This window comes from Anaerocolumna sp. AGMB13020 (assembly GCF_033100115.1).
GTDB lineage: Bacteria > Bacillota > Clostridia > Lachnospirales > Lachnospiraceae > Anaerocolumna.
The window spans coordinates 3,597,569-3,623,390 of record NZ_CP136910.1 but is presented as its reverse complement, the minus strand read 5'-3'; the positions used below and the strand labels follow the sequence as shown (position 1 = coordinate 3,623,390).

Genomic DNA, 25,822 nt, shown 5'->3' with positions numbered 1-25,822 from the left:
TTTATATTTCCGCAAAATATACTTCGTAATCCGCATATATTTTTTCTGTAATCTTATCATAATACATTGAGCTACCCGAAATTGTTTCCATTATCTTAAATACACTCAAATTTATATTGTATTCATTTGACAAATTATCCGTGAAATCATAAATATCCATGGACAAAGTATCTATTGAATATAGTATCCACTCGATAAAATCAACTAGACACACTGTGCCTCTCCCTTTTTTAAACAACCGACTCCCACCCATTCGACGATGTGAAAAATGTGTTTTATCTTCCACCAATATCGAAGAATAAAACCATTCATCAAAACCTAAATCCTCCAATGGATGTTCAAACCCATTTTTTGTTAATGAATATACTGTAAAATATGTTGGAGTATTATGTTGATACACTTTTTTACAATAATCTTTTATATCATCTTGGTTTACTCCAACAGAATTTAGCCTTCGAATATTTACATATTTTGCCGGTTTATATTCAATAATCTCATAGCACAATTTTAATCTATATACTTCGTTCATATAGGCCAATAATGTCTGTAACCCATCTGGGAAGATTGTCGAATCAACAAGATCCTCTTTCGTTAAAATTGTTCTAAAATAGTCAACTGCAGAAATATAGTTATTCTTTATCACATAATTAGAATAAACTCGAAATCCCAATGCCTTTACAGATAAAGGGTTGAGTAATTGTGAATCGGCATTAGGAAATGCATCCTTATATATTTTACGGATATCCGCAAACAGGTAAAATTCCTTACTCATTTGTTGGCGTAAACTTGAAAGCATCAATTCCGACATTCTAGGTGCGTCAATTTTGTAAACTCCATCAAAAAAATATTTATCGAAGCTTTTTAAATAATTAGCTAAAACCGTCCGAGATAATACTCCATATTCTCTTTCATACATTTCAGCCAATTCTATATTTGTAACAGGTGCAAGTTCAAGCAATAAATTCATTACTTGTCCGTCACGATCGGCTTCACCAAACTCTATATTTGGCATTCTATTGAACTTCATAGTTGGAAATATATCTTTTGAACATATTTTTTTCAACAAATTATGTAACTCATACTCATCCTGAATATCATATTCCTCCATTAAATCAGGAAATTCTCTAAACAGCTTTAACGTTGATATTTCAATATTTTCATACTGTTTCAAATTAAGCCCTGAAAATAGATTTGTAAAATCATACGCATTAATATTATAATAGCGCAATTTTTTATGATGTTTCCAGAGTATATGATCGCTAACAGATAATTTATTTTCATAACCACGTTCCATTAATGTAAACTTAGAATCTTCCTGTAAATTTAGATCTTCAAGAAGCATTCGATAGAGTTCTGAAAAATCTTCAAATGTAATTCCTTCTTTACCAACTGTACGTAAGATATACTCACTAAGTTCAGGCCGTGAACGCAATACTCTTTCACCATTTAATATCACGTAATTTTTATAAATAATACGTTCAGCACATATTTTGTATTGATTGCTGAGGTTATCATCCTCAAGCATATATTCTATGTTCTTTATTCCTTTTTCATATGCTACAATCAAATAATTATATGCTTCCTCTTTCTCACGAAAACCCAACAAAAAATCTTTTTTTGAAATATCGTACATTTCAAAAACATAAGAATATCTATCTTCCATTAGTTGCGGAGATTTTTTTATATACTTGGACTCTATCTGTCTAATACGTTCCCTTGTGATACCAAATTCTTTTCCAACTTCTTCTAACGTTTTTCCCCCAAGTCTTAACTCCAAAATTTGAGACGCTCTCTCATTATCTAATTTTGAAATATACTCCATTATTGTAGGATATCTTCGCTCATATAGTTGTTCATCATTGATAAAAATATATCTTTGCTCTACCATTTGTATCAACAATTCATGAAATAATCTCTTATCCGTCAAACACATTGGAAGCAGCTCTATCAACTTCGCTTCATCTACACCACTTTGACTTAATTCAAGTGTTTTGATAACCAATCCTATTATTGCTTCTGTAATGGTACTTTGCTCATATAGACACGGTGTGAGAAATTGAAATATTTCATCATTTAAAATGCATTTTTCTTTTTCCAATATATCTATAACTAATTTCTGCAAGAGTGGATATACCTGATTTGTATTAATAACAAGTTTACATAAGATTTCCTGCAATAATTTTCTGCAAAACCGATCTTCCTCTGTTTCATCAATAGAGTCTTTACCAGCAGGTACAAGTTTATATGTACTTATTTTGTCAAGAATCTCATAAACGGATTTTGCACCCATTTTATCTATCTCAAAGAGCTCTTCTTCCTTTTTCCCAACAAGTTGTGAATAATACTGAATACCATTCTTCTCCAGACAATTATTAGACCTTTTCGATAATTCTAATTCTGAAACAGGAGTGTCTATATACACAATCCCATCACTACCTATAAAGCTTTTAACATGGTTTCTTTGTTCCATTCCATGAGAATTCAATTCGTCTATCATTTGAATATCAGCAATTTTTTCTTGTACTTCTTTAATACTTTTGGCTCCCATGTTTTTGATCAAAAATATTTGTTCTGTAGGTAATTTCAGCAGATCATCAATTGTTGTTATATTAGTTCTCATCAACGCGTTATATGTTCTTGTTGATAAATTTAACTCCTTGATCAAATCATTCTTCATTAGATATTCCACTCTAAACCCCCTCCACCAGTTTCTTTGTGCCACTTAATTTTTTACTTTGCAGCTTAATGTACTAAGTCTACCACATTTACCTGTCCCTTTTTCAGGACTTACACTACCTAAGTGAAAGCTTTTTTAACACCCCATCACCTTTATCTGTTACAATATACCGCCCCTTCGTATGAAGCATTTCAACATATCCATCATCAATCAATTCCTTTAATATCTGATTTACCTTAAGTTTCCCACAAGACACCAGATTGGCTATTTCTTGCTGATTCAATGGACAAATGTTCTTTCCATCGATTTGTAATTGGTTTTCTTTTAGAATTACTAATACCTTTGTTTTTTCATTTACAAAGCCAAGTATTTCATTCATATTCTAATCCTCATTATCTAAAAATCATTTTTTAATGGTTTTATTTTAAAACCATTTTACCATAACCACTTTTGCAAAACAAACGATTTTTGAAGTTTTATTCAATTATCTATTGTAAAGAAAAAACGTGCTGCTACTGTTAATACATACCCAATAACAACACGCCCTAAACTACCTACTTCTATCCCATTTCTTCTCCTGCGCTCCATCCATCCGCTGCAACATCTTTGCCTCATAAATCTCCTGATATCCTTCAAACAACTCTGAACTAGACATCTTTTGATTCATCTTCCTCATAACATCTTTATACAAATTCAAATTGTAATTATTATCCGCCATATCAAATTCAAAGTACTTTGCCTTAGAATCTACGGATAAAAAAGAATATGATTCAGGAGTAATTCCATCTACAAACATTTCCACAACTATTAATTCAGATTGCTCTGCTATCAAACTGGATTTATAAGCAGTTTCTAGTTCTTTTGCTTCGTCATAGATTTCACCAAAATAAATCGGATGACCAATACTCTTAAAATAAGCTTCCACCATAGCATAGGAAAGATTTCTTTATAGGCTTATCAATAAAAAAGCTAGAATTAAGGAATATTGTTCTTCATCCTACAGTTGATGAAATAGGTGAATATATCGGATTACAAAAAACACATAGTGAATACAACAATTAATTTCAAAAAATGTCTCTCGTTATATGATGGGTTGTTTGTTTTATCATAATTCACACGAAAAGCTCCAGAATCCTGGAGCTTTTTTACTTCTATTCAACTAAATTTTTCATTCAAATTTTATCTATTCTGTAATCTCGTATCCCCATTATTATTGTAATGACTTTTATATTACTAATGAAACTAGACATATTTTTTGTTTTGACTCTTTTCCCACGAACAAACCCAGGCTCTATTGTAAGTGTATTTGCTTCCCTTTTTGTAATATTAAGGCTCTTTGCGATATCTGAAATCCACACATTTCTGCTTCCATACTCATTAACAATATATTTGTACACTTTTTCAACTTTATTCATAAAAGCCATCCCTTCATTTTATAGTTATTGAACAAAATATAATGTTTCTAAATAATTACTTAATCTTTTAGCCTCATCTTTTGAAATATTCGATGGGACATTAAATGAAATAGTATAATCCGGACGCAAAGGATAATTTACTGATATAACATTCGCTTCATTCAATTTTTCAACTTTATATTCTTTTCCATTTGCTAAACACTCTATTTCTTCAACATGAGCAGATAGATCAGCTGTTGTCCTGTGTACTTTTAAGGAAGACCTTAATGGCATGGAAAGGTTCTTTCTGGATGTATTATTCAACCATTTCACTTTACGCTGATGAGGATAACCAGTACTATCATTGTCAACGGTAGATTCCATATAATAGTCACTTGTAATTTCTCCAAAATAGATATCATCGCCATCAGGTGTAAGAATAAAATCACCCACTTGCATTCGATTTACAAATATGTCAATTGTAGCATAAGCATTTCCAAGTTCTAGTCCATTCAGCTGATAAGGCACTACCGAAAGAATTTCTTTAATATCCTCTCTCGATTTATTTGTCAAATCACCTATACCAGGCCAGCCTACTGCAACGATGTTTTGAGTTTTAAATTCATCAAGTCTTTTTGCTCCATGTGGAAAAGGGCGTACCAACCATGCATTTTTCATATAAATACCTCCTATAATAATATTTTTGATATCTTATTGTTTTCTACTAGATATCTTCTTTATGGGTCGAGTATATCATTTCTTTTATTAGATGTCAACTAGATATCTAATATTTCTTCACAAACCAGTACTCTCATGTGAAGACAAAATTTGAAGTATAATTACATATACTCTCTAATATTCTAATTTCAGGTATCAAAAAGGTATCACATCGCAAAGAAAAGCCCCAAGAACCGCGTAAATACGCCATTCTTGGGGCTTTGTTCTCTATTCAAACTCTATCGTAGCCGGTGGTTTCCCCGTACAATCATAGAGTACTCTATTTACATGTTTCACTTCATTTACAATCCTTGAAGACACCTTACCAAGTACTTCCCAAGGCAGCTCTGCTGCCTCCGCAGTCATAAAGTCTGTCGTTGTAACAGCTCGTAACGCTACTGCATAGTCATAGGTTCTCTCATCCCCCATAACGCCAACAGAACGCATATTAGTAAGAGCGGCAAAATACTGTCCGATGCTTCTGTCGATGCCTGCATTTGCAATCTCCTCACGGTAGATAGCATCCGCATCCTGAATTATCTTAACCTTTTCCTCTGTTACATCTCCGATAATACGGATTGCAAGACCAGGTCCGGGGAAAGGCTGTCTGTACACAAGGTTTTCAGGTATTCCTAGCTCAAGACCAGCTTTACGTACTTCATCCTTGAACAAATCTCTTAAAGGCTCGATTATCTCCTTGAAATCCACATAGTCAGGAAGTCCGCCTACATTGTGGTGGCTCTTGATAACAGCGGATTTACCCAAACCACTTTCAATAACATCGGGATAGATGGTTCCCTGTACTAAGAAATCTACCGTACCGATTTTCTTCGCCTCTTCTTCAAATACACGGATGAACTCTTCCCCAATGATCTTTCTCTTTGCTTCCGGTTCGGAAACATTGGCTAATTTATCATAAAATCTCTGCTGCGCATTTACCCTGATAAAATTCAGGTCAAACTGCTCGGTAAAGATCTTCTCAACTTCATCTCCTTCGTTCTTACGAAGTAAGCCATGATCTACGAAGATACAGGTTAACTGCTTTCCTACTGCTTTACTGATCATAACTGCAGCAACAGAAGAATCAACACCGCCGGATAATGCACAGAGAACTTTTTTATCACCAATCTTCTCTTTCAGGCTGATAATGGATTGCTCTGCAAAGGAATCCATTTTCCAGTCTCCGGAACATCTGCATACTTCATATAGGAAGTTGTAAAGCATCTTGGTTCCTTCCTGAGTATGAACTACTTCAGGGTGGAACTGTACTCCATAAAGTTTCTTTGCTTCCATCTCAAGTCCTGCAGCGGGGCAGGAATCAGAGGTTGCGGTTACTTCAAAGCCTTCCGGTAATTTCTCTACATAGTCAGTATGGCTCATCCAGCAGACTGAGGTCTCGGTAACTCCTTTGAATAACAGGGATTTCGCATTGACTGTTACATCTGTCTTACCATATTCTCTCTTTGTTGCACTGGTAACTTTACCTCCTAAAAGGTGTGTCATCAGCTGGCAGCCATAACAGATACCAAGCACCGGTATACCAAGTTCGAAGATTTCCTTATCGCAATGAGGTGCATCTTCTGCATATACGCTTGCAGGACCTCCTGTAAAGATGATACCTTTGGGTGCTATTTCTTTAATCTTTTCAATGCTTGTATTGTAGGGCAATACTTCACAGTATACATTACATTCTCGAACTCTTCTTGCAATGAGCTGATTATACTGTCCGCCAAAATCAAGGACAATTACCATTTCCTTATCCACTGGTTTTTCCTCCTAATGCTGTTTGTATATTCATTTTTCTCAACAGTGACCGTTAATATTCTTCTGTATCCTCTATAGGAATTCCAGACCAAAATATTTTTTTATTATATCAGACTTTCTTACAACTGGCAATGCTATATTAATTACCCTATTTATAACTATTTTTTACCGTATTTATTAAAGCAATAAAACTTATATCAATAAGAGAAAAAGCAGCTCACAAAGCTGCTTTTATGACAACAACCATTATTACAATTATTGTAACTTTCCAATATTTAAAAAAAGTCAAGAAATATCGTATTCCAAGATCCTACTAACATCATCATTAAGAATTCTAAAATAACACCTTATTAATAATTCCTAATTATAATTCCTTATAATAGTTTCTTAATATAATTTCTTAAAATAATTTCTTAAAATAGTTTCTTATACTAAGTTTTTAAATAACTTCTTGGCTCATTATAACCTGAAATTGAATTAATTAAAATCTATAGCCAGCTTTATCTGTGTTATTATTTAATCCAAACCAAATCATGTAAAGGATACTCACTATGATCTACCCAAATAATAAAACGAATAATAAAACAGAGACGCACAAAAGCAAACATCTAAATCATTTAACAAGATAATTAAAGCTCAACTTATTATTAGTATTTACGTATAAAATATATTAAAATAATTCCCTAAAACAATTCTTTCTACTAGACCATATGCAAAAAACAGCTACAAATAGTCTAACCATCACATACCCCATCAGGTCAATTCGTCCAGGTTCTTATAATAGGAAGTGATAAACTCCCCCATAAAGATCTCAGCCTCTTCCACCTGAAGTTCTTTAATTGCTTCTGTTATACTCTCCTTGGCACTTGAGAATTCTGTATTGCCAGCCTTCTCCTCCTGAATACATTTTATAAGAGCAGAAAGCTTATCTGCTGCTTTTACCAATTTCCATATGTATTCTTCTTCCTGCTTCGGAAAGAATATCGGTTCATAATCTTCTTTAAAATCCTCCGGCAGCATAGAGAGCAGTCTTCTTGCCGCTTCTGCTTCAATTTCCTTAAAGGCTCCCTGTATGTTCCCGTTATAATATTTGATTGGAGTTGGCATATCTCCTGTGATTATCTCTGTGGAATCATGGAAGAGAGCTATTAAAGCAGCTCTCTCCCCATTTAAATTCTTATTTAATCTTTTATTTCCTATGACTGCAAGGGCATGGGCTAATATACTGACCTCAAGTGTATGCTCAGAGACATTTTCAGGTCTGGAATTTCTCATTAATGCCCAACGCTCAATATATTTCATGCGAGACATCATAGCATAAAAATTATTATCCATTTATACTACCGCCTCTTTATGATCTTCCAGCATCTTCTTAATATAGTATCCGGTATAGGATTTAGGTGATGCCGCTACTTCTTCCGGCGTTCCTTTGGCAATTACTGTACCGCCTTTGTCTCCGCCCTCCGGTCCCATATCGATAATATAATCCGCTGTCTTGATTACCTCCAGATTATGCTCAATGACCACAACTGAATTACCACCCTCAGAGAGTCTTCTGAGTATCTCGATGAGCTTATGAACATCCGCAAAATGAAGTCCTGTAGTTGGCTCATCCAGAATATATATCGTCTTTCCTGTACTTCTCTTACTTAACTCAGTAGCAAGCTTGATTCTCTGTGCTTCACCACCGGATAATGTTGTTGAAGGTTGTCCCAGTCTGATATAAGATAAGCCTACATCATAAAGAGTCTCAATCTTTCTTCGGATAGAAGGCATATTTTCAAAGAATTTCATTGCTTCTTCTACTGTCATATCAAGAACATCATAGATATTCTTGCCTTTATAACGCACTTCAAGAGTTTCACGGTTATAACGTTTACCGCCGCACACTTCACAAGGCACATATACATCGGGAAGGAAATTCATCTCAATCTTTAAGATACCGTCTCCGGAGCAAGCCTCGCAACGGCCGCCCTTTACGTTAAAACTGAATCTTCCTTTGGTATAACCCTTCATCTTGGCATCCGCTGTTGCTGAGAACAGATCTCTTATCTGGTCAAACACACCGGTATAAGTGGCCGGATTGGATCTTGGTGTCCTTCCGATAGGTGACTGATCAATGTTGATTACTTTATCCAGCTTGTCAATACCAATCATAGCCTCATGTTTACCGGGAATACAGCGTGCCCTGTTTAAGTCTCTGGATAATCTCTTGTTAAGTATCTCTGTTATCAGCGAGCTCTTACCGGAACCGGACACTCCGGTTACACAGGTCATAACACCTAGAGGTATATCCACAGAAACATTCTTTAGATTGTTCTCGGTAGCACCTTTTATGGTCAGATATCCCGTAGGTTTCCTGCGTTCATCAGGAACGGGAATCTTGATTCTTCCACTTAGATAAGCACCGGTAATGGATTCCTCCACCCTCATAATCTCCTGGGCAGTTCCCGCTGCTATTACTTCCCCGCCATGTTCACCGGCTCCGGGTCCTATATCGATAATATAGTCTGCCGCAAACATGGTGTCTTCATCATGTTCTACTACGATAAGTGTATTTCCTAACTCTTTCAGGTTCTTAAGAGTCTTAAGCAGTTTATCATTATCTCTCTGGTGAAGTCCGATACTGGGTTCATCCAGAATATAAGCAACACCTACAAGTCCGGAACCAATCTGTGTTGCCAGACGGATTCTCTGTGCTTCTCCACCGGATAAGGAACCGGTAGCACGGGAAAGAGAAAGATAATCCAGTCCTACATCCATTAAGAAACCGACTCTTGCGCAAATTTCCTTTAGCACCAGTTCACCGATTTTAAGCTGGGTAGGTGTCAGTTTGAGATTGTTTAAGAAGGCACTTAAATCTCTGATGGAATAATCCGTAACCTCTGATATGTTTTTATCTCCCACAGTTACTGCAAGAGAACCTCTTTTCAGTCTTCGTCCTCCGCATTCCTTACAGGGAGTGGTCTTCATAAAGCTTTCATATTCTTGTTTTGTGGTTTCTGAACCGGTCTCACGGTAACGACGTTCCAGATTCTTTATGAGACCTTCAAAAGCAACATCATATACTCCTTCGCCTCTTTGTCCCTTATATCTGACCTTAACGACTTTTCCATTGGTGCCGTGCATAAGCATATGCTTGATACTATCTGAAAGTTCCTCATAAGGTGTATTAAGACTAAAGTTATATTCCTTTGAAAGTGCTTCCAAGGTACATCTGGTATAACTGCTCCGATCCGTTGCTGACTGCCAGCCAAGTGCAGCAATAGCACCATCCGCCAGACTGATAGAGCCATCAGGAATAATCAGTTCTTCTGCGAATTCCATCTTTATTCCCAGACCATGGCATTCCGGGCAGGCTCCAAAAGGATTATTAAAGGAGAAACTTCTTGGCTCGATTTCTTCAATGCTTATGTTGCAATCCGGGCAGGCAAAGTTCTGGCTGAAACTTAAAGGCTTTTCTCCAGCTACATCTATCATTAACAGACCTTCTGAAAGCTTCAAAACACTTTCGATAGAGTCGGAAAGGCGTTTCTCAATTCCTTCCTTAACAATCAGACGATCTACAATAATTTCTATATTATGTTTAATATTCTTTTCCAGTTTAATCTCTTCTGTTAGTTCGTATAGATGACCATCAATCATAACACGGATATAGCCGCTTTTCTTAGCCTGCTCCAGCAATTTGACATGTTCACCTTTTCTTCCTCTTACAACAGGTGCCAAAAGCTGAATTCTGCTGCCTTCCTTTAGCCGCATGATCTCATCTACCATCTGATCCACAGTCTGCTTCTTGATTTCCTTCCCGCACTTAGGGCAATGGGGAATTCCTACTCTGGCATAAAGCAAACGAAAATAATCATAGACTTCTGTAACAGTTCCAACAGTGGAACGGGGATTACGGTTGGTAGACTTCTGGTCAATGGAGATTGCCGGTGACAATCCTTCAATGCTCTCTACATTAGGTTTTTCCATCTGTCCCAAGAACTGTCTTGCATAAGATGAGAGAGATTCCATATATCTTCTCTGTCCCTCTGCATATATGGTATCAAAGGCCAAAGAGGACTTACCGGAGCCGCTTAAGCCTGTTAACACTACAAATTCATCCCTGGGGATATTTACTGTGACATTCTTTAAATTATGTTCCTTGGCTCCTCTTATCTTTATATAATGTTTCTTATCAGCCATTTTAACCTCTTTCTTCCTATCTAAGCTCAGCTTGATATTCATTAAATAGCAGTACTTCTATTTTTCACTTACCTTACACCAGTGTACAGACATCACCTTTCATTTTGTCGCATTTTATGCTGTCTGTATATATTTAATTACTTCCTGTTATGGTTAGAAATCTCAATCTAGCCAGTATCTTTACCTTATTAAAATCATAACACCTGAATTTTATTATAATAAACCTGAAAACAATCTATTATCAGAATACCGCATGTATATCTGCTGTCTCTGTCTTGGGACCTATGCTTGGAATAAGTTGTGTATCCACTTCCCATACTTCTATTAACCGCTTGTACAAACTCTCCTTATTTATACAGCATCCGTAATTTATGCTAATGCCGATAAATGCTTTATTGTCAGGATAGGCACAGCTTGCCTGGGATTTGAAGCGGAAAGCTGTATAAACAATGGCTCATCCTCTTGTTTGTTACCGTACAAATATCAGGAACAAATATTAGTTACAAATATCAGATAAAAATATCAGATACAAATAGTTATCTATTATCATTCAAATACAGTACCAATACTCTAATCTTCCATATCATGCAGCTGCTTCTTTAATTCCATCAGATGATCTCTTAACTCTGCTGCAAGTTCGAAATTCAGCTCTGCAGCTGCTGTCTGCATATCCTTGGTAACTTTCTTGACAACTGCCTCCAGCTCTTTGCGGGACATGGATTCCGGATCCTTATCCATCTTATAAAAATTCTTATCGGCCTTTTTCGAAATTCGTATTAGCTCTCGTACCTTCTTCTGAATGGTGGTAGGTGTAATACCATGCTCTTCATTGTATTTCTGCTGGATTGCTCTTCTTCGGTTGGTTTCTGATATCGCTTTATTCATGGAATCTGTTATCTTATCCGCATACATGATAACTCGTCCTTCGGAGTTACGGGCTGCACGTCCGATGGTCTGGATAAGTGAAGTCTCCGAACGCAGGAAACCTTCCTTATCAGCGTCTAAGATAGCTACCAGAGTGATTTCCGGAATGTCAAGACCTTCTCGGAGCAAGTTAATACCCACCAATACATCGAATACGTCCATACGCATATCACGAATAATCTCGGATCTTTCCAGGGTATCGATATCGGAATGGAGATACTTCACGCGGATTCCGACTTCTCTCATATAAGCCGTCAGATCTTCTGCCATCCTCTTGGTCAGTGTGGTAACTAAGATCTTATTCTTATTAGCAACCTCTTTATTTACTTCGCCAATCAGGTCATCAATCTGACCATTAACCGGTCTGACCATAACCTCCGGATCCAAAAGACCGGTAGGTCTGATAATCTGTTCCGTACGTAATAATTCGTGTTCCTTTTCGTAAACAGACGGAGTAGCTGATACAAACATCATCTGATTAATCTTACTTTCGAACTCTTCAAAATTCAAAGGTCTGTTGTCCTTAGCAGACGGCAGACGGAAACCAAAATTAACCAAAGTGCTCTTTCTGGCCTGGTCACCTGCATACATACCTCTTATCTGTGGTATGGTAATATGGGACTCATCCACGATAATTAAGAAGTCATCAGGAAAATAATCTATCAGGGTATGAGGGGTACTTCCCGGCTCCAGTCCTGAAAGATGTCTGGAGTAATTCTCAATACCGGAACAGAAGCCGGTCTCCCGAAGCATCTCTATATCAAAGTTCGTTCTCTCAGCAATTCTCTGCGCTTCCAGAAGCTTGTCTTCACTCTTAAAATATAGCACTCTTTCATCTAATTCTTCCTGTATGGTGTTAATGGCACCCTCTAGTTTTTCCTGTGATACTACATAATGGGAGGCCGGAAAGATTGCCATGTGTTCCAAGGTACATTTTATCTCTCCCGTAAGTACATCAATCTCTGTTATCCGGTCAATCTCGTCACCAAAGAATTCCACGCGGACAGCCCTGTCATCGGAAGTAACAGGGAATATCTCTACCACATCTCCGTTAACACGGAAGGTGCCACGCTTGAAATCCATATTGTTTCTGGTATATTGAAGATCTACCAGCTTTCTTAATATCTCATCCCTCTCCCTTACCATACCGGGGCGTAAGGAAATTACCATCTCCTGATAATCAATGGGATCTCCTAAACCATAGATACAGGAAACACTGGCTACAATGATTACATCTCTTCGTTCCGATAAGGCCGCTGTGGCTGAATGCCTTAGCTTATCAATCTCATCATTAATAGCTGAATCCTTCTCTATATAGGTATCTGTTGAAGGCACATAAGCTTCCGGCTGATAGTAATCATAATAACTGACAAAGTACTCTACGGAATTCTCAGGAAAAAACTCTTTAAATTCACCATAAAGCTGCGCTGCCAGGGTCTTATTATGTGCAATTACCAGAGTTGGCCGGTTAAGCTCCTGAATAACATTGGCCATGGTAAAAGTCTTTCCGGAACCGGTCACGCCAAGGAGAGTCTCAAACTGGTTTCCTTCCCGAAAACCTTGCAAAAGCTGCTTTATTGCCTCTGGCTGATCCCCAGTAGGAGAATATTCCGAAACAAGCTTAAATTCACTCATTTTACTATCCTTTCTATAGCGCACTGCTTTCTTACGACCACCTGAATTCATGGAGGGTTACGACACTTGCAGGACGCTGCCTCTTTCCTCGTTAACTTTCGTCTTTATAAGTATGGGTTTCTGATATTCCTTTCTAAACCGGAATTCAGAATAACCCGAATATTTACCTGCTATCAATTTCATGTCATTATATCATAACTGTAAATTGAATGCAATGATTTTTCGAATGTTTGTTCTGTATTTGCATAGAGAAAAACAGCCAGCTGTTATCGGTTTTCTTGTCACATTTTACAATAATCTCCGATTATAAGCTGGCTGTTTAATATACGATTATTTAAGGATATTGCTTCAAATTCGAGCTGATAAAAGTGTCTCTGGCAATTATTTTCGGCAATTATACCTTCCACTTCGTCTTACTTATTTTTGTTTATTTATTTTGTTATACTTATTTTTATCTTACTTTTTTATCTTACTAATTTTTTGCTTTATTTATTTTTTGCTTTATTTTTTTTGCTTTGTTTATTTTTGCTTTGTTTATTTTCTTACTCATTTTTTTGCTTTACTTATTTTTTTGCTTTGATTTCTTTGTTCAGAATACTGATAGCCTTCTGAAGCTGGTTATCTTCCTTCTTCTCAATTACGACTTTCTGGCGAAGTGCATCATCAAGTTCAACGGTTACATCAGGAGAAATACCAATCTTATGGATGTTTCTACCCTTAGGTGTATAATATTTGGATACGGTAACTTTAATTGCTGTCCCATCGGTTAAAGGAAGGATGGACTGAACAATACCTTTTCCAAAGCTTGTGGTTCCGACGATCGTTCCCTTTTCATAATCCTGGATGGCACCGGCAAAGATTTCAGAAGCACTTGCGCTGTTTCCGTTAATCAGCACAGCCAAAGGTTTCTTGAACTCTTCTTTGCTGTCGGATTTGTATTCATCACGGTTGCCGTATTTGTCTTCTGTATATACGATCATTCCACTGGGGAGCATACGGTCCAACATATCTACCACGGTATCAAGTAATCCGCCCGGATTATTTCTGATATCTATTACAAGACCTTTCTGTCCCTGTTTCTCAAGGTCTGCAAGTGCCTGGCGGAACTGTTCTGCTGTAACCTCATCAAATTCAGAGATAGAAATATATCCGATCTTATTAGCAAGCATTTCATACTCTATGGTAGGCACTTCTACTTTACGTCTGGTTATTGTAAATTCAATCGGATCAGCTTCACCTTCTCTGACAATGGTAACATTAACCGTGGTACCTTCTTCTCCTTTGATTTTACCGACTACTTCTGTTATATCTTTTCCTGTTACTTCTTCTTCATTGACTTTATAAAGCACATCTCCTGGCAGAAGACCTGCTTCATAGGCCGGACCACCCACAAAAGGTTTCACGATAGAGAGTACACCCGTCTTAACATCGGAGGAAACTGTTGCACCGATACCATAATACACACCGCTGGAGGATTCCATTAAAGCAGTGTATTCCTCTTTGGTATAATATACGGAATAAGGATCATCAAGACTTTGCAGAAGCCCTTTATAAATACCTTCTGCCATGGTATTCTTATCTACCTTTTCCATATAATACTTATCTATCAGGCCTTCCAGTTTATCAATTTTCTTAAGGATATCCTGATCTGTTACCTGCGCTGCTGCTGAAGCACTGGTATTCTCTGTTTTAACCGTATCATTTTCCCTCAACAGGTTCTCGTTTATCTTATTGGCAAAGACCGTTACAACAATTGCTACGATAACAAAAGTTGCAGCTAACCCGGATAAAAATCCGTTCAGAAATTTATTCTTCATTGCTTTTACCTCTTTTCCGGGTCAGTCGGTACTATGGCTGCCCCTAATTTTATTGTCTAAACATATCTGTCTATCGCAAGGGTAATTTATTGATTTCATAATCTCGTTAGTAACTGACGTAGTTCAAGGGATTCTTATATTCACCGTTTACAGTAACTGCAAAGTGGAGATGGGGCCCAGTGGATATTCCTGTTGAACCTACGAGGGCAATTGACTGTCCCTGGCTCACTTCATCGCCTACCGATACCAAAAGCTTGGAACAATGCATATAAATCGTGTAGGTACTGTTACCATGATAAATCATAATGTAATTACCACCAGAAACACTATAAGAGGCTGTTACTACACTTCCTCCTGCTGCCGCAACAATCGTTGTACCGGTGGGAGCGCCAATATCAATTCCTTTGTGGTATGTACTGGCACCTTCCGTAGGCTGGTCACGGTAACCAAATCCAGAGGTTATCCTGCTGCTTGAAGGAACAGGCCACTTAAAGCCGTTTACTGTAGTTTGCGAAGAATCGCCGTCACCGGAGGAGGAATTGTTGTCCGTAGAATTATTGTCTGCATCAGAGGAGTTTTGATTCTTGGCTTCTTCCTGCTTTCTTCGCTCTTCCTCTTCTTTTCTTTTACGCTCTTCCTCTTCTTTCCTTCTGCGCTCTGCTTCTTCGATTCTCTTTCTCTCAGCTTCTAACAATTGCTCGATAGCCGCTTCCTGATCTGCGATTTTCTGCGTATATTCAGCTGACAGTGCCTCTGACTGATTTATACTCTTTTGGTACTTGACAACTTCTGCATTCTTATCTTTCAGCAATCTCTCGATGGTCCCCTGTTCAAAGGTAAGTTCATCCTTTAAGGTATTTAAATCCTCCAGTACGACCTTCTGCTCGGCTTCTTTTTTTGTTACTTCTTCTTTTAGTTTCTTATAACCTTCCAAAAGTCCGTTATCATACTCTGTGATTTTCTCCTTATATTCCATTTGATTCAGCATGTCGGAAAAATCCTCTGACTGCAGGAGTATCTCAAGAATACCTGTATCGCCATTCTCATACATATATTTAATACGGCTCTTCATAACAGAGTACTGGTCTTTTTCTTTCTCTTTCGCTTTTACCAAATCTTCTTCAATAATTTTCAAATCGCTTTCAGCTGTCTTTATCTTCTTATTGAGTTTATCAACTTCCTCGGTAAGATCATTCAGCTCCAAATCTAATTTCTCGATATATTTAAGTATATCATCTTTTTCTTTTTCTAATTCCTTAATTTTCGATTCAGTTTCTTCCTTTTTTCGTTCAAGGGCTGTCTTATTCTGTTTCGCTTTATCAATTTCACCAGCATAACTCAGGATATTCTGAGTAGCAAAAATCAGAACCAATAATACTACCGGAACAAGCTTTAAATTTCTATGTATCAATTTTTTGAAATCAACAGGACGGCCTTTTCGATCTGTAAACTGTATCCTCTTCATTCGCACCTCTTCCCCTTTATCATTGCATGTCTACTTGCCTTCTTTTAAACGCAGCTGCTTTCTGACAGTAAGAAAGCTGCCAAAGAATCCGATTCCCACTCCCAAGATAAGGCTTAAGGGAACCAATGTTTTAAATATACCATTAACTTCAATAAATTGAAAGGTCCTGAAAATATTATTATATTTCCCGGATATGTAATCTATCAATCTATTATACATAAAATAAAGAAATACCAACGGAATTACCGAACCTAAAAACCCGATTGTAATTCCTTCTACAATAAACGGTGCCCGGATAAAGGAATCCTTGGCTCCGATTAATTTCATAATTGAAATTTCTTCCCTTCTTACGGCAATACCCATTGTTACAGTCGTATTAATGAGGAATATGGCCACACCAAATAGTATTATGATAATTGCTCCCGACACATAACCTACTAAAGCATTAAAGGTTTTAAAGGTATCCGCAATTGTATCCGAGTGATTCACCTGCCTTACTCCATCCAGCCTTTCGATAAATGATACCAGATCTTTCTGCATGGATACATCATTTAGTTTTACCGTATAGGATGCAGAATCCTTGAGAGGATTGTCTTCCCCAAAGCTCTCTGCCAATTCTTTATTCAGAAATTTTTCTTTATAGTTATTCCAGGTTTCCTCTGCAGAGACAAAGGTGATCGAAGCCACTTCTGCTCTCGTCCTGATCTCATCTCCTATAATATCGATCTGTTCCTGGCTGATGCCTTTGTCAAAAAATACCGTTACGCCCACAGAGGTCTCAGCGGTCTTAACCATAAATTGAAAATTAGCAACCACAAAGTAAAAGATACCAAAAAGAAACAAGCAGGCTCCAATCGTTCCTACGGAAGCGGCGGAGAACATCCTGTTTCTGCGGATATTCTTAAAACCCTGTTTCATGCTGTAAATTATCGTACTAATACGCATGGGAATATCCACCTCTTTGCTCATCGCTGATTAATATGCCTTTACTCATAGTAATCACTCTCTTTTGCATTTTGTCTACAATTTCCTTGTTATGTGTAACTACAACTACGGTTGTACCCCTTTTGTTAATATCCTCCAGCAAACGCATGATTTCCCAGGAATTTTTAGGGTCCAGATTACCGGTAGGTTCGTCTGCCAGTAAGATGACCGGATTATTCACAAGGGCTCTGGCTAAGGCAACTCTTTGCTGTTCACCACCGGAAAGCTCTGTGGGCAGGGATTTCTGCTTCTCTAAAAGTCCCATAAGCGATAGCATAAGGGGAACCTGTCTTCTGATAGTACTTGCAGACACCTCAATTACCCGCTGGGCAAAGGCAACATTTTCATAAACGTTTCGATCTTTTAACAATCGAAAATTCTGAAAAACAACTCCGATTCCTCTTCTGTATTTTGCAACCTGTCTGTGTCTCATTCTTGTCAAATCTTTGAAATTGACATATATTTTCCCGCTGGTGGGTTCAATTTCCTTCAAAATCAATTTTATCAGTGTTGATTTTCCCGAACCGCTGCTGCCAACTATAAATACGAACTCTCCTTTTGTGATCTGAAAGCTGATATTATTAATAGCCGGTGTCCCCTTTTGATAGGACTTTGATACTTTGTCAAAAACTATAACCGGAGCATCTGCTTCTTCCAAACTCTTATCTCTATTGTTATTCATTCCCAACACCTTTCTAAAACCTGGTGAACTCCTCATCCTCTTTGTATTTAAATGCTTCTATTTTAATTTATATAACAATATTCCACGAATCCTGCGTAAAAGAATAGAGGGGGGCTCTCAAAGAGAAAGCCTTACCCTCTTACTAAACACTATAATATCTCCAGCTTTTCTCTAGTATTCCAGTGTTTCCATGTACTTCATATACTTAACGACCATTAAAGCAATTTTGAAGGTGATTGCATCTTCAAAAACCCTTAAGTCCAGATTGGTGCTCTTCTGAAGCTTATCCAGACGGTAAACCAGAGTATTTCTATGAATATATAACTGTCTGGAAGTCTCTGATACGTTCAGATTATTCTCAAAGAATTTGTTGATGGTAGTTAAGGTTTCCTCATCAAATTCATCAGGAGATTTTCCGTCAAAGATTTCTTTTATGAACATCTTGCATAAAGGCATGGGAAGCTGGTAGATAAGTCGTCCGATACCTAAATTACTGTAAGCCATAACATTTCTGTCACTGTAGAAAATTTTCCCTACGTCCAACGCCATCTTAGCTTCTTTATAAGATCTTGAAACATCCTTAATCTCATTTACAATGGTACCAAAAGCCACATGAACCTTGGTCATTGCTTCTGTGTTAAGCATGTCCAGAATTATCTTAGCTGTCTTGTTCATATCATCATAAGTTTCGTTGGGCTTTAACTCTTTTACAAGGATAATGTTCTTCTCATCAACTGCAGTTATAAAATCCTTAGTCTTTCCTGAGAAAAGTCCTCTGACGGTTTCAAGAGCATTGATGTCTTTCTCGTTCTTTGTCTCAATAATAAAGACTACTCTTCTGACATCCGTCTCAATATGAAGTTTCTTAGCTCTGTTGTAGATATCTACTAACAGAAGGTTGTCAAGGAGAAGGTTCTTAATAAAGTTGTCCTTATCATATCTCTCCTTATAAGCAACTAACAGGTTCTGTATCTGGAAAGAAGCAATCTTACCTACCATATAGACATCATCACTGTCACCTTTTGCTAATATTACGTATTCCAACTGGTGCTCATCAAACACCTTAAAGAACTGATAGCCCTGAAGCACCTGGCTGTCGGCAGGGGATTCCACAAAATTCAGAACTGCATTTTCATAGTCATCTGCATTATTTATAGTGGTTGCCAGAGTCTTCCCTTCTGTATCCATTACACAGAGATCTATTCTGGTAATACCTTTTAGGCCTTCAATAGTGCTCTGCAGAATTTGATTCGATATCATATTGTCACTCCTTTTTCTATTCGTTCTTAAAACCAAAAATTTATAACCCTTATTTTAGCATTGTTTTCGTAGAAAGTAAACTAAATTTACACAAATTTAATAATATTATTCGTACAATACTGTTAATTCCTCTCGTTTTCAATATAGTTTATTTACTAAACTTTTATCGAGTGTTATTAATTATGCTATTAGTAATAAAAAACTATTTTAAGTTGTTTCCTTTACATTTCAAGCTCGTACAAATAATTAGCTTTATCAATTAATTATCAGTATAAATCTTTTTACGTGGGTATCACTTGATATCTTATTTCCTCAGATAAACTTTATATATTCTTCTATGCATAACATCCATTCATAAGCTACTGAGTTCATACATAAACTAGGTTAACCAGAAGCTAAATGCAGGAGCCAATAAGGTAAGGCCTGCGCTTGGTCTTGCCACTATATACTATAGATTTTATTGGCTAAAGCAATCAACCAAACAGATTCTGTGTATCCCCTATAATTTCTTTGTATAAGCCAAAAACAGAGAACCCATACGAGTTCTCTGCTTCTATTAATTAATAATAAATTATATTTGTTTTTAACAGCGATTAGTGTACTCTTACCATCCTGTATAATAGAATGATTAGTGTGTAATAACCTGCTCTGTATCTTTATCAAATACATGAATCTTTGTTAAGTCAAATGCTACCTTAATTGTATCGCCAGGTCTAGCAGTTGTACGAGGATTAACTCTTGCAGTTACATCGAACTGATCTACTGAGAAATACAGGTAAACTTCAGCACCTAATAACTCGTATACTCTTACAGTTGCATTAACAACACTATCAGGTGAGCTGCTGATGAACATTTCTTCATCTTTTACATCTTCAGGACGAATTCCTAAGATAACAGTCTTGTTCTCATAACCACCTTCAAGAACCTTTTTGCCTTTAGCTTCAGGTAATTTGATGGAGTGTGAACCAAACTTTAAGGAAACTGTGCTGCCATCTTTTACTGCAGTAGCTTCGATTACGTTCATCTGAGGTGAACCAATAAAGGTTGCTACGAATAAATTGTTAGGCATGTTGTACAGGTTCTGAGGAGAATCTACCTGCTGAACAACACCGTCTTTCATAACAACGATTCTTGTTCCAAGTGTCATAGCCTCTGTCTGATCATGTGTTACGTAGATAATTGTTGTCTGAAGTCTCTGATGTAACTTGGAGATCTCAATACGCATCTGTACTCTTAGTTTAGCATCCAAGTTGGATAAAGGCTCATCCATAAGGAATACTTTAGGATTACGAACGATAGCACGACCCATGGCAACACGCTGTCTCTGTCCACCGGATAAAGCCTTAGGCTTACGGTCTAATAAGTGCTCAATATCAAGGATCTTAGCTGCTTCACGTACTAATTTCTCAATCTGGTCTTTCGGAGTTTTTCTTAACTTAAGACCAAATGCCATATTATCATAAACAGACATATGAGGATATAAAGCGTAGTTCTGGAAAACCATCGCAATATCTCTGTCTTTGGGTTCTACATCATTTACTAACTTATCGGCAATCCATAACTCACCGCCTGTGATTTCCTCCAGACCTGCGATCATACGTAATGTTGTGGACTTTCCACAACCTGAGGGTCCTACGAAGATGATGAATTCTTTGTCAGCGATTTCAAGATTAAAATCTTTAACAGCTACAAAACCGTTGGGGTATGTTTTGTTGATGTTCTTTAAAGATAAACTTGCCATTTTATAATTTCCTCCCTAAATTTTAATGCCATCATGTGCTCTGTCTTGTACTATTACTATATGTCTAACTATACACTATTAGCACAATGAAAGCCATATCCCAATTCCACAAATTAATTTTTACCATTTTGTGTACTTTGTATATTCAACTTAAAAATAAGTACTTTTACCGATATTTTGTTGACTGCCCGTTAATTTTACTGTCTATATTCTCTAAAACCCTCGCCCATAACCTCTCTGGCATCACTCACAATGATGAAAGCTCTGGGGTCAACTTCCGCAACCAGTTCTTTTAATTCAACAATTTCCTTCTTGGAAACTACACAAAACAGCATTTTCTTTTCCTTATTAGAGTACATACCCGTAGCAGAAATACCGGTAACCCCTCTGTCCAGGTCAGCTATAATACGCTCAGCGATTTTTTCATAATGTTCTGATATGATATATGCCATTTTGGCAAACTTAAGGCCTTCCAGAATGCTGTCAGATATTTTTGCAGTAATGTATACTGCAATGATTGCGTAAAGCGCCTTCGTAATACCAAAGCTTATAATACCGATAGTGACTACAACTGCATCTATTACAATAAGAATTCTTGGAACGGTATGATAAGGAATAAATTTATGAATTATCATAGCTAACATGTCCGTACCACCAGTAGAAGCATTGGCAGCAAATACAAGACCTATTCCTACACCGCCGATTACTCCGCCAAAAACCGCTGCCAGCAGGTAGTCGTCCCCCAGAAAATTAATACCCGAAGGTACAAGGGCAAGGGCTAAGGTGAAACTGATCTCCGCTAAAAAAGCATGTTTAACAAACGTCTTACCTCGAACCAGTATCGCTGCAATAAATAAAGGTACGTTCAACGCCAGGTTGGTAATCCAGATAGGTATACCATCCTCAATAACTAAACCAGTCAGCTTCTTTATAACAATAGCCAGACCGGATAAGCCACCTGTTACCATTTCCATGGGTTCATATACCAGGTTCACAGACACTGCCATTAAAATTGTTCCTACTATAATAAGTATATAATGGGTAAACTTATTTTTATAAACATGCATTTCCATATTGTATCGCCTTTTCTGTAGGTATTTTTAAACGAATCTCAAAGCTAAACCTTATACTTAACTTTAACAATTGCTATGGCCCGGATATACATTTATTATATTACTGTATATTCTTATTTAATTTTAGCCCTTTCACGGTTCTTTATACTTTTGATTTTAATCCGAGTTGTGAAGACAAAATTAACTCATGGATATTTTATCCATTATGAGCCATTTTATAGTATAACAGAAAAGTTTTCGATAGACAAGACAGATTAATGGGTACCTCTTGAGGTCCAATCTCCATTAACATTCTTATTAGAATAGTAGATGATGTAGTCGCCATCCTGAAATTGAAAGGTTATATCACCGTAACTGGTCTTCTGATACTGATATCCTTCTCTCTTCCACATGTTGCAATAGCCGTTAGTGCTGTTCTTTTCATTTATATAGCTTAGATTTAGTATGCCTTCCTTTACTGTTGTGATGTCAAAATTCACGATGATATAGCCATCTTTCAACCAAAAGGATTCCTTGTAATTTAAACCGCCGTTATTCACAGCATAAGCGGTCACATCAAAGCCTTTAGGTACAATATGTACTTCTGCAGGCAGATAATATTCTCCGTACCATTTCTGTACACTGGTTGCTACTTGTTTCGCCGTCACGCCGGATGGAATCTGAGCGAGGGTACCAACATACATCCTAAGACTGGATGGTAACATGATATTCATGAAATTATATACCTTTTTTTGCTGCGCCTTGAGTTTTTGTATGGTTACTCCCTCAAAAAAAGCTGTCTTCTCAAGTTCACTTTCAGGAATACCCAGGTAAGGGTCTCCGGTCTTAATCGACTTATCATTTTGAAGGTCAATATTTCCACCCATCTTAACCATGACATTTTGCTTACCACCAAATGTTTCAGAGTAGTAAATATCAACTTCCTGACGATTGTTACCATTCTTATCTACAAAGTAAAACTTCGGCCTTATCCGTACATAATCATCATTCTCTGCCATACTACCAACAGTAGTAAGTGAAAATCGTGTCATGTATCCAGTTTTTAAGATACCTTGATTCTTATATTCCGGATGGCTGCCATTAACCATAGTTAATGTGTATTTCGCATCCTGTCCATTACTGTTGCCATTCTGATCTTTTGTTCCAACAGTATATTTGAATCCGGTCATTTTAAGGGAATTAGGTAAGCGGAAGACCTTTTCCCAAATAGGATAGTCTGTTACATCGTAGATATTTAATCCGTAAATCCTTCCGGATATCTGAACAATAGAGTTATCTTCTGCCACATAATTATCAAGTCTTATATTTGCCAGGTCTTCTACTTTTTCTAACCCATCATTCGCAGCTACGTTGATTGCTGTGCTCCGGTACCGGATCTCATACCTTCCTTCAGGAACCCAAATAGGTACGTAGAACAAAGTATCTTCGGCAACGCTTGTCCAGGTATTTTTAGGAATGTAAATACCTGCAGTTGAGCCGCCTTTGTATACATCAAATGCAAATTTAACTTGCCTGCTTGCTATGTATTTGGAATAATCTCGGTATCCGTAGCCTTTTATATCCCGGTGGCTTCCGGTTGTGGGAAGCGTTACATAAAAGGGTCTATCAAGTACCAGGGATGCATAAACTGGATCCGGTGTAATCATCTGGTTGTCTTTCCTGTTATCCTGAACCATGCCATCACATACAACCGGAGTATGTACTACCACAGGGTTAATATCACTGATTTCATATTGTTCTTCGATTTCAAATACTGTTTCATTGCCGATTGTTACAATGGGTTTATAATCGACTTTTCCTTCACTTGAGTACTCTTCATTGGCTAACGTACCAGGTATTACTAATCCTGATTTATAGAAAACATTCTCCCCTATTTCCTCTTGTCCTTCCGGAATTGCAATGGGATTCGCTGTTTGCTCCTCTTTTTCAGTATCTGCCATAATTGTCTGTCCATTGAATATCAGCTTATCATTTTTACATTTGATTTTAGCAATGGCTGCTTCGGCTTTTTCCTTCCAGTCTTCTGTAGGGATGGAAGGTTCTGCAGAACCACCATTGATGGTTTCCCCTGGTAGTTTAATTTCTTTGACTTCCCCATCTCTTAAAGGCGTTACCAGGTGTTCAGCTTCTTCGGTAGAATTCGTATAACTGACCGTCGGTGCAGTATAGCCGGTTGGATTCATTGTTAAAGTTCCACCTGGTAAAGCATCGTTAATCACTGTCGCTTTATCAAGTCCATACACCGCCAGAGCATCAATATACCAGTATGAATATTTACGCTCAATGTAATATGTCTTCGTGATCGGGACGGTAGAGCTCCTGTCATACTCCTTTCCCTTTTCATCCTTTTCTGTCCAGGTAAGCGTATAATTCTTTGTTACATTTACTGGATAGACTTTTGTTCCGGATTTTTTGATAAAGTTATAGGCTGAAAGATACTTATTTGTTTTTACATTGGCATACAGACTTTCAGTCCCTGGGATTCCTTCCAGTACATCGAAAGATTCATCCCCCCTGGCATCCGCAGCAATGACGGCTGTAGGGTCTATCATTTCAACTTCCCTGGACATATTGTCCTCTGTTTCACTTGGGAGTTTCTCACTGAATTTACGATACATTGCAACGATTTTAAGGCCTTTATCTTTAACGGTATATTCCCGATCTCTTAAATAACTGATTGCTGTAGCATAATCACTTACTGATAAATAGGGATTAATATCCGTTTTACGATTCCCTACGTTCTTCTTTGGATCTCGAAGATTAACATAATAGAGTCTGTAAAGATAATATTTGGTTCCAGCTATATGGTCTGGGATTTTGGAACTATTGGTTGTAAAAGTTGTATTTTTCATTTGTGTTGCATAGTTTTTTGTATCATGTAGCGTACTTGTACCATTGCTATAAATACGTCTTTCAATCGTAATTGGCTCTTTGTTCTTTGAACCGTATGAAAATTCTACTTGTAAGTCAAAACGGTCATTGAAATCATTCGGATTGTTCCATGTTTCTGCCGTTGCAATTCCATAGGGTTTTCCTGACAGATTAAAATATTCAAAGGTATTTTCCTTATCCCCATACACAGTATGAAAAATCCCATTAAACCATATGGTATCATTTTCTTTGATTTCATCCAGTTTCGTCTTACTGAAGGCTTTATTTACCTGATCTTTGTCAAAAGTAAAGGTAACTCTTAACTTATCCTCACCATAAGGAACAGAATGCTGTTGACCATTTTCTAGTTTAAATACGGCATAATCCTTATCTTTTCTTGGAAACCCATTGCTTTCATCTCGTCGTACTGTAAACCCTATTGTTTTCCATCTAATTTCAGAAGTAGCCTTTGTATCTATTGTTGTAAATGTAAACTCTCCAGTTTCAGTATTAAATTTAACATCTGGTATTTCGTCAGCAGCACGAACTATAAAAGATGGAACTAATAGCACTACTATACATGAAAATAAAACAGTCATTAATCCCCTTATAATTCTTTTGTATTTCATC

Annotated in this window: 17 protein-coding genes; all 17 read right to left on the bottom strand. The window is 37.2% G+C overall.

Features of this window, described 5'->3' with window-relative positions; translation table 11 throughout:
* Position 1: 1 nt before the first annotated feature.
* Positions 2–2,677 carry a DNA-directed RNA polymerase subunit alpha C-terminal domain-containing protein gene (locus tag R2R35_RS24495; RefSeq protein ID WP_331670144.1) on the bottom strand — a complete coding sequence of 892 codons (2,676 nt, stop codon included), beginning with the start codon at positions 2,675–2,677 and terminating at the stop codon, positions 2–4.
* Between the two features lie 115 nt (positions 2,678–2,792).
* Positions 2,793–3,056 (bottom strand): helix-turn-helix domain-containing protein, encoded by a 264-nt coding sequence (locus R2R35_RS15040; protein WP_317730641.1) that lies wholly within the window; start codon positions 3,054–3,056, stop codon positions 2,793–2,795.
* A gap of 171 nt (positions 3,057–3,227) precedes the next feature.
* On the bottom strand, positions 3,228–3,605 hold the full coding sequence (locus R2R35_RS15035) for a hypothetical protein (protein WP_317730640.1): 378 nt from the start codon (positions 3,603–3,605) through the stop codon (positions 3,228–3,230).
* Positions 3,606–3,849: 244 nt separating this feature from the next.
* Positions 3,850–4,092 (bottom strand): hypothetical protein, encoded by a 243-nt coding sequence (locus tag R2R35_RS15030; protein ID WP_317730639.1) that lies wholly within the window; start codon positions 4,090–4,092, stop codon positions 3,850–3,852.
* A 24-nt stretch (positions 4,093–4,116) separates the two neighbouring features.
* Positions 4,117–4,749, bottom strand: coding sequence for a restriction endonuclease (locus tag R2R35_RS15025; RefSeq protein WP_317730638.1), 633 nt, complete (start codon positions 4,747–4,749; stop codon positions 4,117–4,119).
* A gap of 267 nt (positions 4,750–5,016) precedes the next feature.
* Positions 5,017–6,552, bottom strand: coding sequence for a glutamine-hydrolyzing GMP synthase (gene guaA / locus R2R35_RS15020; RefSeq protein WP_317730637.1), 1,536 nt, complete (start codon positions 6,550–6,552; stop codon positions 5,017–5,019).
* A gap of 753 nt (positions 6,553–7,305) precedes the next feature.
* A complete protein-coding gene (gene yfbR / locus R2R35_RS15015) occupies positions 7,306–7,887 on the bottom strand; it encodes a 5'-deoxynucleotidase (RefSeq protein WP_317730636.1) in 582 nt (193 codons plus the stop codon).
* On the bottom strand, positions 7,888–10,740 hold the full coding sequence (uvrA, locus tag R2R35_RS15010) for an excinuclease ABC subunit UvrA (protein ID WP_317730635.1): 2,853 nt from the start codon (positions 10,738–10,740) through the stop codon (positions 7,888–7,890).
* Positions 10,741–11,310: 570 nt separating this feature from the next.
* Positions 11,311–13,299, bottom strand: coding sequence for an excinuclease ABC subunit UvrB (gene uvrB, locus R2R35_RS15005; protein ID WP_317730634.1), 1,989 nt, complete (start codon positions 13,297–13,299; stop codon positions 11,311–11,313).
* Between the two features lie 563 nt (positions 13,300–13,862).
* The gene (locus R2R35_RS15000; protein ID WP_317730633.1) at positions 13,863–15,116 is read right to left on the bottom strand and encodes a S41 family peptidase; all 1,254 of its coding nucleotides are present in this window, start codon (positions 15,114–15,116) and stop codon (positions 13,863–13,865) included.
* A 106-nt stretch (positions 15,117–15,222) separates the two neighbouring features.
* Positions 15,223–16,581, bottom strand: a complete 1,359-nt coding sequence (locus tag R2R35_RS14995) for a murein hydrolase activator EnvC family protein (protein ID WP_317730632.1) — start codon at positions 16,579–16,581, stop codon at positions 15,223–15,225.
* A 30-nt stretch (positions 16,582–16,611) separates the two neighbouring features.
* Complete coding sequence (gene ftsX / locus R2R35_RS14990) at positions 16,612–17,526, bottom strand: permease-like cell division protein FtsX (protein ID WP_317730631.1); 915 nt, start codon at positions 17,524–17,526, stop codon at positions 16,612–16,614.
* A complete protein-coding gene (gene ftsE / locus R2R35_RS14985; RefSeq protein ID WP_317730630.1) occupies positions 17,516–18,247 on the bottom strand; it encodes a cell division ATP-binding protein FtsE in 732 nt (243 codons plus the stop codon). Before ftsE ends, ftsX begins: the two co-directional genes overlap by 11 nt.
* A 171-nt stretch (positions 18,248–18,418) precedes the next feature.
* Positions 18,419–19,507 carry a PucR family transcriptional regulator gene (locus tag R2R35_RS14980; protein WP_033168645.1) on the bottom strand — a complete coding sequence of 363 codons (1,089 nt, stop codon included), beginning with the start codon at positions 19,505–19,507 and terminating at the stop codon, positions 18,419–18,421.
* Positions 19,508–20,135: 628 nt separating this feature from the next.
* Positions 20,136–21,248: an ABC transporter ATP-binding protein gene (locus R2R35_RS14975; protein WP_317730629.1), complete on the bottom strand. Its 1,113-nt coding sequence runs from the start codon at positions 21,246–21,248 to the stop codon at positions 20,136–20,138.
* 197 nt (positions 21,249–21,445) lie between these two features.
* On the bottom strand, positions 21,446–22,321 hold the full coding sequence (locus R2R35_RS14970) for a YitT family protein (RefSeq protein ID WP_317730627.1): 876 nt from the start codon (positions 22,319–22,321) through the stop codon (positions 21,446–21,448).
* Between the two features lie 254 nt (positions 22,322–22,575).
* Complete coding sequence (locus R2R35_RS14965) at positions 22,576–25,821, bottom strand: DUF5704 domain-containing protein (RefSeq protein ID WP_317730626.1); 3,246 nt, start codon at positions 25,819–25,821, stop codon at positions 22,576–22,578.
* Position 25,822 lies beyond the last annotated feature (1 nt).

What these genes read in the sequence shown, in the direction of transcription:
- R2R35_RS24495 (WP_331670144.1), bottom strand. Translation starts at nt 2,677, where the DNA reads ATGAAGAATGATTTGATCAAGGAGTTAAATTTATCAACAAGAACATAT.
- R2R35_RS15040 (WP_317730641.1), bottom strand. Translation starts at nt 3,056, where the DNA reads ATGAATGAAATACTTGGCTTTGTAAATGAAAAAACAAAGGTATTAGTA.
- R2R35_RS15035 (WP_317730640.1), bottom strand. Translation starts at nt 3,605, where the DNA reads ATGGTGGAAGCTTATTTTAAGAGTATTGGTCATCCGATTTATTTTGGT.
- R2R35_RS15030 (WP_317730639.1), bottom strand. Translation starts at nt 4,092, where the DNA reads ATGAATAAAGTTGAAAAAGTGTACAAATATATTGTTAATGAGTATGGA.
- R2R35_RS15025 (WP_317730638.1), bottom strand. Translation starts at nt 4,749, where the DNA reads ATGAAAAATGCATGGTTGGTACGCCCTTTTCCACATGGAGCAAAAAGA.
- yfbR (WP_317730636.1), bottom strand. Translation starts at nt 7,887, where the DNA reads ATGGATAATAATTTTTATGCTATGATGTCTCGCATGAAATATATTGAG.
- uvrA (WP_317730635.1), bottom strand. Translation starts at nt 10,740, where the DNA reads ATGGCTGATAAGAAACATTATATAAAGATAAGAGGAGCCAAGGAACAT.
- uvrB (WP_317730634.1), bottom strand. Translation starts at nt 13,299, where the DNA reads ATGAGTGAATTTAAGCTTGTTTCGGAATATTCTCCTACTGGGGATCAG.
- R2R35_RS15000 (WP_317730633.1), bottom strand. Translation starts at nt 15,116, where the DNA reads ATGAAGAATAAATTTCTGAACGGATTTTTATCCGGGTTAGCTGCAACT.
- R2R35_RS14995 (WP_317730632.1), bottom strand. Translation starts at nt 16,581, where the DNA reads ATGAAGAGGATACAGTTTACAGATCGAAAAGGCCGTCCTGTTGATTTC.
- ftsX (WP_317730631.1), bottom strand. Translation starts at nt 17,526, where the DNA reads ATGCGTATTAGTACGATAATTTACAGCATGAAACAGGGTTTTAAGAAT.
- ftsE (WP_317730630.1), bottom strand. Translation starts at nt 18,247, where the DNA reads ATGAATAACAATAGAGATAAGAGTTTGGAAGAAGCAGATGCTCCGGTT.
- R2R35_RS14980 (WP_033168645.1), bottom strand. Translation starts at nt 19,507, where the DNA reads ATGATATCGAATCAAATTCTGCAGAGCACTATTGAAGGCCTAAAAGGT.
- R2R35_RS14975 (WP_317730629.1), bottom strand. Translation starts at nt 21,248, where the DNA reads ATGGCAAGTTTATCTTTAAAGAACATCAACAAAACATACCCCAACGGT.
- R2R35_RS14970 (WP_317730627.1), bottom strand. Translation starts at nt 22,321, where the DNA reads ATGGAAATGCATGTTTATAAAAATAAGTTTACCCATTATATACTTATT.
- R2R35_RS14965 (WP_317730626.1), bottom strand. Translation starts at nt 25,821, where the DNA reads ATGAAATACAAAAGAATTATAAGGGGATTAATGACTGTTTTATTTTCA.